We start from the raw sequence: 15,458 nt of genomic DNA on the forward strand, positions 1-15,458 counted from the left end.
TGAATCGTCGCCCTTGGTTTCGTCGTGATGACGGGCGACGGGCGGTGCAACCGCGTTAGCAGCGCGACATTCTTGTTGGCCGGGCAAACTTCAGTGCGATCGCCCAAACCGATTAGCGGACCCACCAGCGATTCGTTCGTGGGCGCGTGCGGAACAGGGGATTATACTGGCCCCCCCATGCCTGAGCAACCGCCGCCCCCTAGCACCGAAACCCCCGCCGCGCGGCCGCCGCTGCCCCGCTGGCGATTGCCGGTGGGCGTTCCCCGCAGCTTGTGGGATTACTTCCAGTCGCCCCACATCGCGCTCGACTACGACGCCTACTTTCAAGGCAACAGTTTGTTCGAGTTCGACGAGGCTTTCATTGCCAAACACCTCACGCGCCCCGGCTGGCTGGCCGACTTGGGGTGCGGCACCGGCCGACTGCTGGTGCCGTTTGCACGGCGCGGCTTTCGCGGGCTGGCCGTCGATCTGTCGGCCCACATGCTCGGCGTGGTGCGCGGCAAGGCGATGGCCGAGAACTTGCCGATCGATCTGCTGCTGGCCAACCTGGCCGAGTTGGACTGCCTCGGCGACGCGAGCATCGACTACGCGATTTGCATGTTCAGCACGCTGGGCATGGTGCAAGGCGCGTCCCTGCGCCGCCGCGTGCTCGACCATGTGTTTCGCGCGCTGAAGCCGGGCGGAATGTTCATCCTGCACGTCCACAATCGCTGGCATCACTTGCACCAGCACGAGGGACGTCGCTGGCTGTTGGTGAACTGGCTGCGTTCGGTGTTCTTGAAGGATAGCGAGCCCGGCGACAAGTGGTTCGACTATCGCGGCATTCCGCAGATGTACCTGCACGCCTTCACGCGCCGCGAGTTGCGCGCGTTGCTGACTGGCGCCGGGTTCGAGATTGTCGAGATGATGCCACTGGACACCGAGCGGCGGCACGCCCTGCCGCACGCCTGGTTCTTCGAGCGGCTGCGCGCGAACGGCTGGATCACGGCTTGCCGAAAACCTGTGCGTTGATACTGGTTCGACAAACACCCCTCCCTTTCAGGGAGGGGCAGGGGGAGGGTAAGAACGTGGCGAGCGAAAGACGTTTCCAATCATCACGTCGGCGCGAAGCAGCCTTTTCCCCTTGTGGGAGAAGGTGGCCCGCAGGGCCGGATGAGGGGTAAATGAAGTTGCCAATCGCGCGAGCCTGGGGCCGACCCCTCACCCGGTTTGCTGACGCAAACCACCCTCTCCCGCAAGGGGCGAGGGTAGAAAATGCGGCTCGCTGCGCTTGCCGAACCCTGTATGACTGGGAGAGGTAAAACACTCACCGCGAGCGGCGGCGGCGCTCGTAGCGAATCTGACAGCCGATGGCGGCGGTCTCGGCGGGTTGCGGCTTGTGGTCCGCGAGCAACGCGGTGAGCGCGTCACCCAGATAATGCTTGCTGGCCACCGCGGCGTTACTGTTGTCGTCCAGCCCGCCCATGTAGACGATCCGTCGTTCGGCGTTCAACACGAAGAACTCGGGCGTGAACGTCGCGCCGTAGTCCTTGGCGATTTGTTGGGTCGAGTCGAACAGAAAATCGAACGGCCAGTCGTGGCTGGCCGCGCGCTCTTTCATGCGCGACAGGCTGTCTTCTTCGATCTTGTTGACGTTGACGGCGACAAACGCGACTTTTTCGCTGGCGAACTTCCGCGCCAAGGCGATGATCCGGTCCTCGTAGTCGGTCGCCACCGGGCAACTCAGGCAGGTGAAGACCAGCACCACCAGACGCTTGTCCTTCAAGTCCGCGAGCGCATGCCGACGGTCATCGACGCCGATTAGATCTTTCCATTCGGGCGCGGCGTCCCCGAGCTTGAGCATCGGATTGAACTCGCCCGCTTGGGCCGACACGACGGGCGCAACAAACGCGCCCGCCAGCGCTAGGAGCAGCACATACCGAACCATAACCAGACTTCTCCGCCAAGTTCCGCCCGCGGAATCCGGCACGCTCGACGAACGTCGTTGACCTTGCGCGCCGGAGGCCGTTGACCAGCCCATTCTTCCCTACATTCGCTACCATTGGCAAGCTCGCTAATCCACGCTCTAACGGAAACGTAAGCTATGGTTGTTCAATCGCCTCGATCTCGGTCGATCGACGGCGCTAGTGAACGATGTGCGAGCCGATCATGAAATGTTCAGTCGCTTTGTTGAGTGTCCTGCTGTTGTGCCCGGCCGTGGCGGCTTCGGACTTCTTGATGGTTCGGCCGATGATGGACTCGCCCCAGAACCCGGTAGGCTCGGTCGCCCCAGCGGCCAGCGGCACCGGCCCGGTGCGACAATTCTTTCAGAATATCTTCGGCACCGCGCCGACCGCGGCCACGCCGGCTCCGGTAGCGGCGGCTCCCTACGCCGCGCCGGCGGCACCGCCGAACATCGTCCTGCCGACCACGCCAGCACCGGCCTACGCCGCGCCGCCGGTCGTGACGACGCCGACCTATCCGGCCCCGGTCGCGGTCGCGCCACCGGTCGCCCCGGCGCCGCAGCCCAAGCGGTGTCTGCCGCAGCCGCGCATGTGTGCCCCGGCCGCCAGTTGCTCGCCGACGGTCAATTGGCCCGGCTGTTCGCCCCAGACGACGTACGGCACACCGACGGTCATCGCCCCGGCCGCCATGGTGCCGCAGAACGTGGTGATCGCCGCCCCAGCCTACGGGTCGTAATTCGGCCCTGGCCGGCGGCTCGGTAACATCAGCCGTCGCTTGGCTTTTGCGGCTTTCTCGCGTGCATCCCGAGTGGGCCAGCCGCTAGCTGGTGGTGGTGTCGCAACATCGCGTGCAAGGGCTAGCCTAGCGATCGGGGCCAAACTTGGTTTCGCGCACGTTCTCTTGACTGTCGGCATCACGGAACTTGCGCAGGTTGCTCGGCCTGGCGGTCAGGTAGTCGCTCTCTCGAAGGACGCCCAAGCATTGCTTCCGATGCTCCTTGCAATACCGCTCGTCTTTGACTGCGGGCTGGTCACAGAGTTCGCACTTTTTCTTGATCGGGGCCATGGCGGCATTGTAGCGGGTAGAACCGGCAAAGGCCTGCGGCGTGGGCGGTTCAATCACGCGGGCGAAAAGTGGGTGCGGGTTTGATCGGCGCCTTATCGAAAACCGCCTGGTAAAGCTGCGGCCTGTGCCAAGCCATAGTAACACTGCCAGAGTCGGTGACATTCGCGATGAATGGCGACTCAAACTTGTTTCCGAAGAAGTAAATGTGTTTTAGCGCCTTAACTAAAGCTTGGCCAATGGCTGGCCCTGCCATGTTTTTGCCGCTGAATACGAACGCCTTGACGTTGCCGCGAAACAACGCGACAAGTTCGAGATAATTATGCCGGAAGTCTCTGTCGCCGGTAATGACGAGCCAATTGCGCTTGCCAACGACCGGTAGCCAAGCGGTGTCTGGCGAATCGTGTTCGAAGTGGTCGTGATGAACTTCCACCGTCGCGCCTGCGGCGCGCAATGCACCCGGAACATCGAATCGTCCTAGGCACCGATCAACAAACAGGACAACGTCACGCGGCCAAGGCGACGTTGAGTTCGCATCGGACCGCTTCTTCGATGTCGTCCGTTTTGCAGGCATAATCTTTGGCTAAATGGATCGTCGTTTCGCCAGCCTTATACCGTTCAGCGATAATTGCCGTTGGCACATGAATCTTGGCCAGAACCGGACGGCCAAAAGAATAGCGCGGATCGATCACAACTGACTTTGGACTTTCGTCAGTAATGAGCCTTGTAAATGGGTACAAGGCCACAGCGACCTTGTTTTCCCACTTAAGCCGAGTCAAGTATTCTCGGATGAATCCCAGAATCCGTTGTCGTCCCTTCGTTCCCGCATCAACTAGCTCTTTGTCCTGGAGATTCTCAACGAATACAGACGCGCCGCCAACTTTAAACTCCTGCTGGATGAGCGGCCTTTTCCATCCGTATTCTTGCGATACGAAATCCAGCGCGGCCCGAATTGCCGGCATCTTGACGTGGTGGGTTCGACGCAAGGCGCTCAGTACGTGCGCCTCAGCCAAGTTGTAAAAAGACAGCATCAATACTTCAGGGTTTGGCAGATTGATCAGCGGGCAAAAATGCTTTTGGCCTGCAGTTGTCGGGTATTCGCCCCCCTTGACCCAATCGCGCAGCGTTGAAACCGGCAGACGCAGATAATGCGCAGCTAACGGCAAAGAATAGGCCGGAATCTCACGTGGATCTTCCATCGCGAGAAGCGTATCGATTGGGAATCTGAGTTTGGCCACAGGGCACCAAGGCAGGGATGGGCGTCAGCGCGCAATCTTAAGCAGCGACTAGCCTTGCGTCAACGATTTTCCTCGACACGAACAAGCTGATAACAGTTCGCTTATGTGCGCTGTCAAATATTTTTCGACCAATTGCTTGTATGGGCCGCATTAATGTTTGCTGTGTGAGACTGACTGTAGGAATAACAAGAGCGATAAGCTCCCAGAGCATGCAACCAGCCGCTATCAAGTGGTTTCGGCACCCTTGTCGGCCGGGCGATTGCCTCCTAAACTGAGAGGCTTCTTACGTTCCGGCCCGCTGGCTGCTGATGACTCGCCACGGCGGGGGCCAAGGCCCTTTGCGCCGGCCGGGATCGACTTCGTACATTTGCCAACTGTGTACAACTGCCAAGCGTACAACCGCCAACCGCACAACAAACGTCGATAGGGTAACTGCCATGACGATGGACAAGAGCTTACGCATCCGCCGCGGGGCGACCAGCAACCGAAGCGTGTTCAATCGCGCTGAGCGGATCACCAAGCTGAAGGAAGCCGACAAGTGGGCCGACGGCCGCAGCCCGCTGGGGCTACCCAAGGTCCGGGTCATCAAGATGATGATGAAGAAGAAGAAAAAGGCCAAGGAAGAGGGGGCCGAAGGAGCCGCCGCCGCTCCGGCCGCGGGCGCCGCCGCCAAGCCGGCTGCTGGGGCTGCCGCCGCCAAGCCCGCCGCCGCTGCCAAGCCGGCCGGCAAGAAGTAATTCAGGTCCATTCTGTTCGCGGCAGGTCTATCCTTTCCGCAGCAAGCAAGTGCCAGCACTTCCCAAGCCCAGGGGTGGCAAGCCCCTGGGCTTTTTTACGCGCGTGACCGAACAGCACATCACGACCTGCACTGGGACGCGGCTCGCGGTGCTATCGCTTGGCGGTGGCCTTGTCTCGATTCCCCCCCAGCGGTTAGCATGCCGCGGCTCCGGTCTGGACTTGTTGTCAGGATGACCGCCCGATCGGAGCCTCGCCCCGTCAACGGAAAGGATTCCGTCGTATGCCCACCACGCTTGCCACGCTGGCTGAATTGGTCCAAGGCACTCTTGTCGGCGATGGCGACACGCCGATCTCGGGCGCGAATCCGCAGCGCGTGGCAACGCCGGGCGAGATTACGTTGATCGATAGCAGCGAAAAGGCCCAACGCTTTGGCGCGGGTCAGGCCGCCGCCGCCGTCTGCCCGCGCGGCTTCACGCTGGCTGGCGTACCAGTGGTGCAAGTCGACGACGTCCACGCGGCGTTCACCAAAATTGTCAGCTACTTCCGCCCCGCGCGCGCGGCGGCGAAATCGGGCATCGACCCGCGGGCGATCGTCAGCTCGACCGCGCGCTTGGCCGCGAACGTCACGGTGCATGCCGGCGCGACGATCGGCGACGATTGTGAAATCGGCTCGGGCTGCGTGATTCACTCGGGCGTGCAGATCATGGCTGGCTGCCGACTGGCCGAGAATGTCACGCTGTTTCCGAACGTCGTGCTGTACGAGAACACGCGGATCGGCGCGCGCTGCATTGTCCACGGCGGCGCGGTGCTCGGCGCGTATGGCTTTGGCTACAAGCTGGTCGATGGCCAGCACGTCTTGTCGGCCCAATTGGGCTACGTCGAGCTGCACGACGACGTTGAAGTTGGCGCGAGCACGACGATCGATCGCGGCACCTACGGCCCCACGCTGATCGGCGCCGGCACCAAGATCGATAACCAGGTGATGATCGCTCACAACTGCCGATTGGGTCGCGGCAACCTGATCTGCTCGCAGGTCGGCATCGCCGGCAGCACCAGCACCGGCGACTACGTGGTAATGGCCGGGCAAGTCGGCGTGCGCGACCATGTACACATCGGCGACCAGGCCGTGCTGGGCGCCAAAGCGGGCGTCTCGAACGACGTCGGCCCGGGCATCCGGATGCTCGGCACGCCAGCCACGGTCGAACGCGATCAGAAGCTGATGATGGCCACCTATGCCAAGCTGCCCGAGTTGCGGCACCAGATCAAGCACCTGGAGGCGGCGGTCCACGCGCTTGAGAAGCTGCATCAGGAGCCCGGGCAAGCGGCGGCCTGAACCGCGCGTCGGCATGCTCGGTCGCAAGCCGCGCGTCGCGCCACTGGAATCCATCGAACGACGACGGCAGATCATGCTTGGCGCCCTGGCATCACCGACCGCTCGCACGACGCCCCAGGCCAGGCCGCGCGTCGGCCTGGTGGCGGGCTGGGGGCGCTATCCGATTCTGGTGGCCGAGTCGCTGGGCCGAGCCGGGTTCGACGTATTTTGCCTGGGGATCAAGGAACATGCCGATCCGGCGCTGGCCACGCGATGCGCCAGCTTTGAATGGGTCGGCGTGGCGAAGGTGGGCCGGATGGTTCGCCACTTCCAACGGCACGATGTCCGCGACGTGACGCTGGCCGGCAAGATTCACAAATCGCGACTGTTCAACCGCTGGGCATTGGCGCAACTGATGCCCGATTGGCGAACGCTGCGGGTGTTTTGTCAGCATTTCATCTTTGCCACCAAGGACCGGCAAGACGACACGCTGCTGTTGGCGGTGGTCAATGATTTTGCCTCGGCCGGGCTGACGGTGGCGCCGGCCACGAACTTTGCTCCGGAGTTGCTCGTGAAATTCCGTCAACTGACCCGCCGCGCTCCCAACCAGGCCGAGCGCCGCGACGCGATCTTCGGCTGGCAGGCGGCCAAGCAACTGGGGGGCCTCGACATCGGCCAAAGCGTGGTCATCAAGAGCCAGGTCGCGATTGCCGTCGAGGCCATCGAAGGGACCGACCGTTGCATCGAACGGGCCGGCGCGCTCTGCCGGCAGGGGCACTTCACGGTGGTGAAGGTCGCCAAGCCGCAACAAGACATGCGGTTCGATGTGCCGACCATCGGGCTGGGGACGTTGCAGACGATGGTGCAAGCCGGCGGCAGTTGTCTGGCGATCGAGGCCGGTCGCACGATCGTGCTCGACGAAATGGAAGTGGTCGAGTTCGCCGACCAGCACGGCATTTCCATCGTGGCGCTCGACGCCCAGGGGAACTTCCCGACCGACGCCACGCCCGCCGCGGCGTGACGGTTCGTCCGGTCCCGGTCACGACCCGGCTTGCGGCGGTTGCTTTTATTGCGAAACCGTTACTTTTTTATTGGGAGGCAAGGTTACTATCGGGACCAAATTGCTACCCATTGTGAGGGGGGCTAGACTGAGTGCTTCACTCAATCGTTGGGCAGGGCAAACATGTCATCCCCTCTCGAATCGCTGGTCAAGCAACTGACCGATTCGAGCATCATTGCGCGCGGCAAGCTCGAAAACTTCATCCCGCCCAAGGCCCAGCCCAAGGACGCCGACGAACTGATCGCCCAGTTGGTCAAGTCCGGCGACCTCACCCAGTTCCAAGCCACCCAGATCAAAGCCGGCAAGGCCAAGGCATTGATCCTGGGCAACTACACGATTCTCGATCGGATCGGCGCCGGCGGGATGGGGCAGGTGTTCAAGGCCATCCATCGCCGGATGGAGCGCCTGGTGGCGATCAAGATGTTGCCGCCCGCCATGACCAAAGACGCGGCCGCGCTCGCTCGCTTTCAACGCGAGGTCAAAGCCGCGGCCAAGTTGCGCCACACGAACATCGTGGCCGCCGATGACGCCGACGAAGCGAATGGCGTCCACTTCCTGGTCATGGAATACATCGATGGCCGCGACTTGTCGGCCACGGTCAAAAAGGACGGCCCGCTGCCAGTCGCGAAGGCGGTCAACTACGTCCTGCAAGCGGCGCGCGGCCTGGAGTTTGCCCACGGCGAAGGAGTGATCCACCGCGACATCAAGCCGGCGAACTTGCTGCTCGATAAGAAAGGGTCGGTCAAGATTCTCGACATGGGCCTGGCCCGCATCGAGCAACCTGGTGGAGTCCAGGCCGAATTGACCGGCACCGGCGCCATCATGGGAACGGTCGATTACATGGCCCCCGAGCAAGGCATGAGCACCAAGCATGCCGACGCGCGGGCCGATATTTACAGCCTGGGCTGCTCGCTTTACTACCTGCTCGTGGGCAAGGCGATGTACGGCGGCGAGACGGTGGCGGCAAAACTCGTGGCCCATCATACGCACCCAATCCCCGACCTGGGCGAAGGTCGCCCCGACATTCCCGAGCAGCTCGAAACCGTCTTCAAGAAGATGGTGACCAAGCGGATCGAGGATCGCTACCAGACGATGACTGAAGTGATCGCCGACCTGGAGCGGTGCCAGTCAGCGGTCCAGGAGGCCGGTTCGAGCGCGACGAGCGTTTTCAGCGCGTCCAGCACCAACCAGGCTTCGGATATGTCGATCTTGATGCAGCAAGGCGGGCTGCGTTCGATCTACGGCGAAGAATCGCCCCAAGCATTTCCGGTCGCAACACCACCTAAAAGCAAGGCCACGCCAAAAGCATCAACGGGTGGAACGGGGAATAAGAACCGGGGTCTGTTGATTGGCGCTGGCGCCGCTGGGTTCTTGTGCCTGGCTCTGGGCGTGTGGTTCATCTTCAAGGACAAGAGCGGCAAGGAAGTCGCTCGGGTCGAGCTGCCCGCTGGCGGTTCGGTGGAAGTGAAGACGGACAAACCAAAGGCCGACGAAGCTGACATGCCGTCAACATTTCCGCTTGGCGGCGGGCAAAGGATCGCCACCTACAACACACCCGCCTTTAAGAATTGGGTGGCCGTCACGTCCACTCTTTCCCCCGAGAAGCAAATCGCCGCCGTCAGCAAGAAGCTGATGGAGTTGAATCCTGGGTTCGACGGAAAGTTGGCGCATTGGGACGGGAAAGGCCCGCCCAAGATCGAGAATGGCGTGGTCACGGGGTTAGGATTCAATGCTGTCGACGTGACCGATATTTCGCCAGTGCGCGCGTTGATGGGACTGAAGTTTCTGAAATGTTCTGGCAACTACGTGGACAAGAGTAAGCTTTCCGATCTTTCGCCTCTCGCGGGCATGCCTTTGACGAATCTGTCTTGCGACAACACGCAGGTCTCCGACCTGTCACCGCTGCGAGGCATGAAACTGACGATTCTGTATTGCTTCCGCACACGAGTATCAGACCTATCACCACTCGAAAAGATGCCTCTGACGACCGTGTCGATTCACGAAACATTGGTGTCGGATCTTTCGCCTCTGGAAAGCTGCGGCAGCCTGAAATCCCTGCTGGTCAACGACACCAATGTCACCGCCGCCCAGGTGGCCGCTCTGCAAAAGGCTTTACCCAATTGCAAGATCGAGTGGGACGATCCAGCGAAGGCGATCAAGAAGCTCGCCTACCTCGACCCAGCGTTCCAGAAGTGGGTCGCTGAGACGCAGAAGCTGCCGTCCGACAAGCAGATTGAAGCGGTCAGCAAGAAGCTGACGGAGTTGAACCCTGGCTTCGATGGAATTGTAACCGGATTCGACGGGAAAGGCCCACCGAAAATCGAAGGCACTACCGTCACGGAATTAGGATTGTTCGTCAATAACGTGATGGACCTGTCGCCGGTGCGAGCCTTAACAACCTTGAAAGCTTTCAGTATTAAGTCGTCTAAACTAACGCCGGCAAATTTGACCGACATCACACCGCTGGCGGGAATGCAACTTAGCAACGTGATGATCTACAGCACGCCGGTATCGGACCTGACCCCGCTTCGAGGAATGCCCTTGAAGAGACTGCATATCGGGTATACGAAAGTCTCTGACCTCTCGCCCATGCAGGGGATGCAATTGGACTATATCTCAGTCCTAATGACACACGTCTCTGACCTGTCGCCACTGTCTGGAATGCCTTTGCACACCGTTTGGTGCGATCGTTCGCAGGTAACCGACCTGTCGCCATTGGAACAATGCAAGAACCTGACCTATGTGAATGCCAAAGAACTGAGAATCACCGCCGCCCAAGTCGCATCTCTGCAAAAAGCCCTGCCCAACTGCAAGATCGATTGGGATGGTGCGGCGACATCGGCCAAGCCCAAGCTCGCCTATCTCGACCCTGCCTTCCAGCAGTGGGTGTCCGATACGCAAAAGCTCCCGGCGGATAAGCAGATCGAAGCGGTCAGCAAAAAGCTGACGGAGTTGAACCCTGGGTTTGATGGGAAGTTGACGCCCACGATCAAGAACGGAGTGGTCACAAACATGACGGTCCTCACGGACAATGTAACCGACATTTCGCCGGTGAGGGCGTTAAAGGACCTCGACTATCTCGATTGCTCCGGAAGTGACTCCAATTCTCGCAGCAATGGCAAACTTGTCGATTTGTCCCCCTTGGCAGAAATGTCGCTCACTCGTTTGTCGGTCAGCGGAACGCAAGTGACCGACCTTTCTCCGTTAAAAACACTTCCGCTGAACGAACTGAATTGCGGCACATCGCCACTAGTCGACCTCTCGCCGCTTCGTGGCACGAAGATCATGAAGCTGGCGTGTCCCAATACCAAGATCGACGATCTTTCGCCGTTGCAGGGGATGCCGCTGGTCAGTCTTCACGTGCCAAATTGCAGATATATCGATTTGTCTCCCTTGGCGGGACTACCATTGAAGTCAATCGTCTGCGGCGGCCGTGAATCAAAGGTTACGAATATTTCCCCGCTAGCATCCTGCAAGGAATTGCAGCAGGTAGGTATTTATGGCGTAAAGGTCACCCCCGCTCAGGTCGCCGCCCTGCAAAAGGCCCTGCCCAATTGCAAAATCGATTGGGATGATCCGGCGAAGGCGACGACCAAGAAGCTCGCCTACCTCGACCCAGCCTTCCAAAAGTGGGTTGCCGAGACGCAAAAGCTCCCCGCCGACAAGCAGATCGAAGCGGTGCGCCGGAAGCTGGTGGAGTTGAACCCCGGTTTCGACGGCAAAGTTAAGGATGTCAACATTTCGAACTTGCCCGACTCTCAAGAGCAGGTCGTCAAGGGGCTTGGAATTGTTACGGACGACGTGACCGATATTTCGCCGCTGAGGGTCTTGACGCATCTCTCGATCCTTTCGTGCCGCGGCAGCAAGCCGGGCGCTGGTCGATTGTCCGACCTATCGCCGCTCGAAGGCCTGAACCTGAATCACATCGGCTTCTCTCCAGGAATCTGCACCACTGGGATCGACGTACTGCGGCGGATGAAGAGCCTTAACACGGTTGGCATTGGCGACAAGTTCGAGCAAGTTAAGGCCGCCGATTTTTGGAAGCGTTACGACGCGGGCGAGTTCGCCAAACCTGCCATCGCCAAGAAGCTCGCCTACCTCGACCCCGCCTTCCAGCAGTGGGTCACTGATACGCAAAAGCTCTCGGCTGAGCAGCAGATCGAAGCGGTCAGCAAGAAGCTGGCGGAGTTGAATCCGGGGTTCGATGGAAGGATCACGGGGTGGGACGAGGGAACTGAGGCGGCGATCAAGAATGGTGTGGTCACGGAACTTGCATTTGCCACTGACAACGTGGAGGACATTTCCCCAGTGCGAGCGTTAGTGGGGTTGAGGAAAATGGGATGCGATGGCAGCGTTAGGGGGAAAGGCAAGTTGACTGATTTGTCGCCGCTTCAAGGGATGAAACTGTCAAGTCTACGATTCGGAAACACGCAAGTCACCAACTTGTCCCCGCTGCGAGGGATGCCACTAACGAGCGTAGGATGCCCCAATACGCCGGTGTCCGACTTATCCGTTCTGGAAGGGATGAAGTTGACCTTTTTTTATTGCCACTACACACAGGTGTCCGACCTGTCGCCGCTCCAAGGGATGCCACTGACGCAAATGCAATGCGATGGCACACAAGTTTCCAATCTGTCGCCGTTAGAGAATTGCAAATCCTTGGTTTTCCTGAACACCAGAAACACCAAAGTCACCGCAACACAGATCACCGCGCTGCAAAAGGCCTTGCCCAATTGCAAGATCGAATGGGATGATCCGGCCAAGGCGGCGACATCTCAGCCCCAGCCAGCCGCGGCCAAATAGCTCGGTGCAGCATCGATCGCATCGATGGCCTGGCCGTCGGTGCTGCGCGGAACTCCGTGGGCGCGCGCAACTCAAATGAAAACTCGCCACCCGCGCGGGTCGGCGCTCGAGGTTTCTTGCGGCCTTCGGCCGCCCAGGTGCAAGCACCTGGGCCACCCCTGCGCCAGGGTTCTGAGGCCTGCGCTAGTCGTCCGACACCAGGAACTCCACCGCTTCGGGCACCCAGCCGCTGTCCCACCGATGCTTCCGCTGTTGGCTGTTGGAGTAGCCGTGCGGAATGTCCAAGCGTTCGAGCTGCGCGTGCATCGCAAAGGCCTGGTCGCGGAAGTTGTCGTACCCGAACACGCCCAGTTGTTCCCGTTCGCGCAGGGTGACGGCCCGCCGTTCGATGACGCCGGGCAGTTCGTAGTCCAAGAACTGCTCTTCGTTGGTAAAGACGATCGACATGCCGTATCTGGCCGGCGTGGTTTCGGTCAGCGGCGCATCCCAGGCGGCCGCTCGAAAGAACCGTTGCGGATGACGCAGCGCCAGGCTCCAAGCCCCCCAGCCTGATTTGCTGAAGCCGAGGAGCAGGCAGGCGTTCCCTTCGAAGCGACAGGGATAGTTCGCCGTGATGGCGGGGAGCACGACCTTGAGCAGATAGGTTTCCTGCTGCAACTGGGGGTTCGTCGGATGGTCGCCGTACCACGGCAGATTCGAGAACGACGGGCTGATGCAGATGAGTTGATGCTTATTGTGCAGGTCGTGGCGGCGCACTTCGGCCAGACCGTCGCCATACTGGTGCTCTTCCTTGGGTTCCACGGGCAATACCAGCAGCACGCGGTACTGACGCTCGGCGTCGAACTTTTCAGGCAGCAGCACGCGCAGTGACGTTTCGCCCGCCTGATAGTCACAGACGATCGTGTGGCGCAAAAAGCCGTCCTGGTCGCGCTCGGCATTCGAGACTTCGGGGTCCGCGGCCAGCGCGGCCAATACGACGGCAAGGGTGGTCAGCATGGTGTGCGAACCTCGAGCAAAGGGTTGATTGGTCGGCGGCGCTGATGTCCCAGCAAGTCAGCGACATCGCCGGACGCCATCATCGTCAACATTCGTCGCCGGATCAATCGGCGCTTTCGCTGGGCAAATCGACGTTGTGATAGACGTCCTGTACGTCGTCGCAATCGTTCAACATGCTGATCAGCTTTTGAAACATCGCCAGGTCGTCGGCACCAAGCTCCTTATTCCCTTGCGCGAGGAAGGTGATTTCCTGGACTTCCAACTCGGTCTTGGGAAACGCTTGTAGCAACGCCGTCTTCGCTTTGTAGAACTCGCTGGGCGGGGCAAAGATTGTCACGCGATTGTCTTTGCATTCGATTTCGCCCACGTCGACCTCGGCCCCAAACATCGTTTCGAGCACTTCGTCTTCGTTGTTTCCTGGGAACGACAGAATCGCGAGTTGGTCGAACAGATGGGCGACCGAGCCCGTGGCGCCCAATTTGGAGCCGGTCTTGGTGAAACAATTGCGGACTTCGGAAATCGTCCGCGTGTTGTTGTCGGTCAAGCAATCGACGATGACCATCGAGCCGCCCGGCCCAAACCCCTCGTAGCGGGCCGAGACGAAGTCCTCGCCGCCGACCCCGCGCGCCTTCTCGATCGCCTTGTCAATGACGTGGGCCGGCACCTGATCGCGTTTGGCTTTTTCAATCAGGCTCCGCAACGCGGGATTGGCCTCGGGATCGGCCACGCCATTCTTGGCGACGACGTACAGCCGCTTGCCGTACTTGGAGTAGAGCTTCGATTTCTGAGCCGCCGTCTTGAAGATGGCGTTTTTGCGGTTCTCGAAATTTCTTCCCATGAGACTCTTCTTCAGCTGGTGTTCGATGGTCTGGCGTCATTGGACGGTAGCATTTTTCAGCCTGTTTTTCCAGGCGATGCGGCGACACGCCCGACCAGCCGGAAGCATGCCCGGCAGGGACATTCACCAGATTATTACGGTCGGCATCATCTTTCGGCGAGATGTAACACGCCGCACTTGCGCCGAGTACAATGGTCCCTAACTAGCTTTGGAGCGAATCGACCAAAGCGGGATGGGGCGCAAATAGGTTCGAGCCAGCGTGAGTATTGTCAAGCATTCTCCAGCATGCGCGAGGGATCCATGTCCCCTCCTTTTGGTCGTCGTGCGTTTCTCGACCAGACGATGGCGGCCGGCGTTGGTTGCTTGGCCGCGAGTGTCGTCGGGCCAATGGCGCATGCGTGGCCTGGATCAGTCAAATCTCAGCGCTCGCTGTTCGACGGCCGGACATTCGCCGGCTGGCGGCCCATGCCACGATTGCCGATTCCGCGCGACGTGGTGCTAGCGAACCTTCCCCCGGACCAACTCAAGGCGGCCGTTTTTCAATGGTATGAAGAGCACCACCGGGTCGAGGAAATCAAATACCGGGGGCGCTGGGAAGTGAAGGACGGCACGATCGTGAGTGGCCACAATCCGATCGATTCGATGCACGGCGCTTACCTGGTGAGCGAGGAGACGTTCTCCGACTTTGAATTGGAGCTGGAAACTCGTCCCGATTGGCCCGTGGATACGGGAATCATGGTTCGCGCGCACGAACTGGGAAACATGGGGTTTCAGGTGCTCGTCGATCACCGGCCCCACGGCTGCATTGGCGGCGTCTATGGCAACTCGATCGGGGGCTTTATTGCCGCTCCCTTTATCATGACGGGGGATCGGCTGTCCGAGATGCGGGTCGGCAATCTCCGGCAGACAGCGCCGACTGGCAGTGCGATTCCGGTTAAACCAGACTTCGGCGCGAGCTTTGATGATTTTCTGAAGTGCTGGCGCGTGAACGACTGGAATCACTTCCGCATCCGCTGCGTGGGGCAGCTTCCGGTGATTACCACGTGGATCAATGGCACGAAGGTCTGCGAACTCAATACCGCCAAGATCAAGGCCGTTGGTTACGACCCCGAGCGCGTCGCCAAACAGCTAGGAAACGCGGGGCATCTTGCGTTCGAGGTTCACGACGTCAGCCTCAAGAACCCGCTGCGCCGCGACCGCTGGGAAGTGGGAGCCGTTTGCCGCTGGCGAAATATTCGCATCACCGAGCTTTGAGGCGCCTTCGAGCTCGACGCGCCGAGGGATTCTTCACGAAACTGCCTTTGATCCAACCGCCGCCGCCGTTAGAGGCTTCCAGCCAGTCTCCTTGTACGGATTGAATGGTCAGCGCGGTCCCCGCCGAGACCACGTCGACCACCTTGTCTTCGACCTTGATCTCGGAGCGTTGGATCACAATCACCGGCCAGCCAGAATCTGGCTTGGAGGAGC

General features: G+C 60.3%; 14 protein-coding genes. 7 read left to right on the top strand and 7 right to left on the bottom strand.

Annotated features, from left to right (window positions below):
- Positions 1–177 precede the first annotated feature (177 nt).
- Positions 178–1,011, top strand: a complete 834-nt coding sequence (locus JSS27_21265; protein MBS0211480.1) for a methyltransferase domain-containing protein — start codon at positions 178–180, stop codon at positions 1,009–1,011.
- A 295-nt stretch (positions 1,012–1,306) separates the two neighbouring features.
- Here JSS27_21265 and JSS27_21270 read toward each other — a convergent pair whose 3' ends face one another.
- Entirely contained in the window at positions 1,307–1,927 is a 621-nt protein-coding gene (locus tag JSS27_21270) for a thioredoxin family protein (GenBank protein MBS0211481.1), read from the bottom strand.
- A gap of 221 nt (positions 1,928–2,148) precedes the next feature.
- Here JSS27_21270 and JSS27_21275 point away from each other — a divergent pair, with 221 nt between their 5' ends.
- Positions 2,149–2,679: a hypothetical protein gene (locus tag JSS27_21275; protein MBS0211482.1), complete on the top strand. Its 531-nt coding sequence runs from the start codon at positions 2,149–2,151 to the stop codon at positions 2,677–2,679.
- A gap of 126 nt (positions 2,680–2,805) precedes the next feature.
- Here the strand turns inward: JSS27_21275 and JSS27_21280 are convergent, their stop codons facing one another.
- Genes JSS27_21280 through JSS27_21290 form a run of 3 tightly spaced genes read right to left on the bottom strand, consistent with a single transcriptional unit; the run spans position 2,806 to position 4,205 of the window.
- On the bottom strand, positions 2,806–3,066 hold the full coding sequence (locus tag JSS27_21280) for a hypothetical protein (GenBank protein MBS0211483.1): 261 nt from the start codon (positions 3,064–3,066) through the stop codon (positions 2,806–2,808).
- Positions 3,059–3,580, bottom strand: coding sequence for a hypothetical protein (locus JSS27_21285; protein MBS0211484.1), 522 nt, complete (start codon positions 3,578–3,580; stop codon positions 3,059–3,061). Before JSS27_21285 ends, JSS27_21280 begins: the two co-directional genes overlap by 8 nt.
- Positions 3,513–4,205: a DUF433 domain-containing protein gene (locus JSS27_21290; protein ID MBS0211485.1), complete on the bottom strand. Its 693-nt coding sequence runs from the start codon at positions 4,203–4,205 to the stop codon at positions 3,513–3,515. The genes JSS27_21285 and JSS27_21290 overlap by 68 nt, the downstream gene beginning before the upstream one ends.
- A 476-nt stretch (positions 4,206–4,681) precedes the next feature.
- On the opposite strand from JSS27_21290, the gene JSS27_21295 reads away from it, so the two are divergent.
- The 4 genes from JSS27_21295 to JSS27_21310 all read left to right on the top strand — a co-directional run bounded on the left by JSS27_21295 (position 4,682) and on the right by JSS27_21310 (position 12,157).
- Positions 4,682–4,981 (top strand): small basic protein, encoded by a 300-nt coding sequence (locus tag JSS27_21295; protein MBS0211486.1) that lies wholly within the window; start codon positions 4,682–4,684, stop codon positions 4,979–4,981.
- A gap of 281 nt (positions 4,982–5,262) precedes the next feature.
- The gene (lpxD, locus tag JSS27_21300) at positions 5,263–6,315 is read left to right on the top strand and encodes a UDP-3-O-(3-hydroxymyristoyl)glucosamine N-acyltransferase (protein ID MBS0211487.1); all 1,053 of its coding nucleotides are present in this window, start codon (positions 5,263–5,265) and stop codon (positions 6,313–6,315) included.
- Positions 6,316–6,388: 73 nt separating this feature from the next.
- Positions 6,389–7,315, top strand: coding sequence for a UDP-2,3-diacylglucosamine diphosphatase LpxI (lpxI, locus tag JSS27_21305; GenBank protein ID MBS0211488.1), 927 nt, complete (start codon positions 6,389–6,391; stop codon positions 7,313–7,315).
- A gap of 288 nt (positions 7,316–7,603) precedes the next feature.
- The gene (locus JSS27_21310) at positions 7,604–12,157 is read left to right on the top strand and encodes a protein kinase (GenBank protein ID MBS0211489.1); all 4,554 of its coding nucleotides are present in this window, start codon (positions 7,604–7,606) and stop codon (positions 12,155–12,157) included.
- Between the two features lie 183 nt (positions 12,158–12,340).
- Here the strand turns inward: JSS27_21310 and JSS27_21315 are convergent, their stop codons facing one another.
- Positions 12,341–13,153: a hypothetical protein gene (locus tag JSS27_21315; protein MBS0211490.1), complete on the bottom strand. Its 813-nt coding sequence runs from the start codon at positions 13,151–13,153 to the stop codon at positions 12,341–12,343.
- A 103-nt stretch (positions 13,154–13,256) separates the two neighbouring features.
- Entirely contained in the window at positions 13,257–13,991 is a 735-nt protein-coding gene (locus JSS27_21320) for a YebC/PmpR family DNA-binding transcriptional regulator (protein MBS0211491.1), read from the bottom strand.
- An 18-nt stretch (positions 13,992–14,009) separates the two neighbouring features.
- Here JSS27_21320 and JSS27_21325 point away from each other — a divergent pair, with 18 nt between their 5' ends.
- A complete protein-coding gene (locus tag JSS27_21325) occupies positions 14,010–15,245 on the top strand; it encodes a DUF1080 domain-containing protein (GenBank protein ID MBS0211492.1) in 1,236 nt (411 codons plus the stop codon).
- Here the strand turns inward: JSS27_21325 and JSS27_21330 are convergent.
- Entirely contained in the window at positions 15,232–15,429 is a 198-nt protein-coding gene (locus tag JSS27_21330) for a hypothetical protein (GenBank protein ID MBS0211493.1), read from the bottom strand. The genes JSS27_21325 and JSS27_21330 overlap by 14 nt on opposite strands.
- Between the last annotated feature and the right edge of the window lie 29 nt (positions 15,430–15,458).

This window comes from Planctomycetota bacterium (assembly GCA_018242585.1).
Lineage (GTDB): Bacteria > Planctomycetota > Planctomycetia > Pirellulales > PNKZ01 > JAFEBQ01.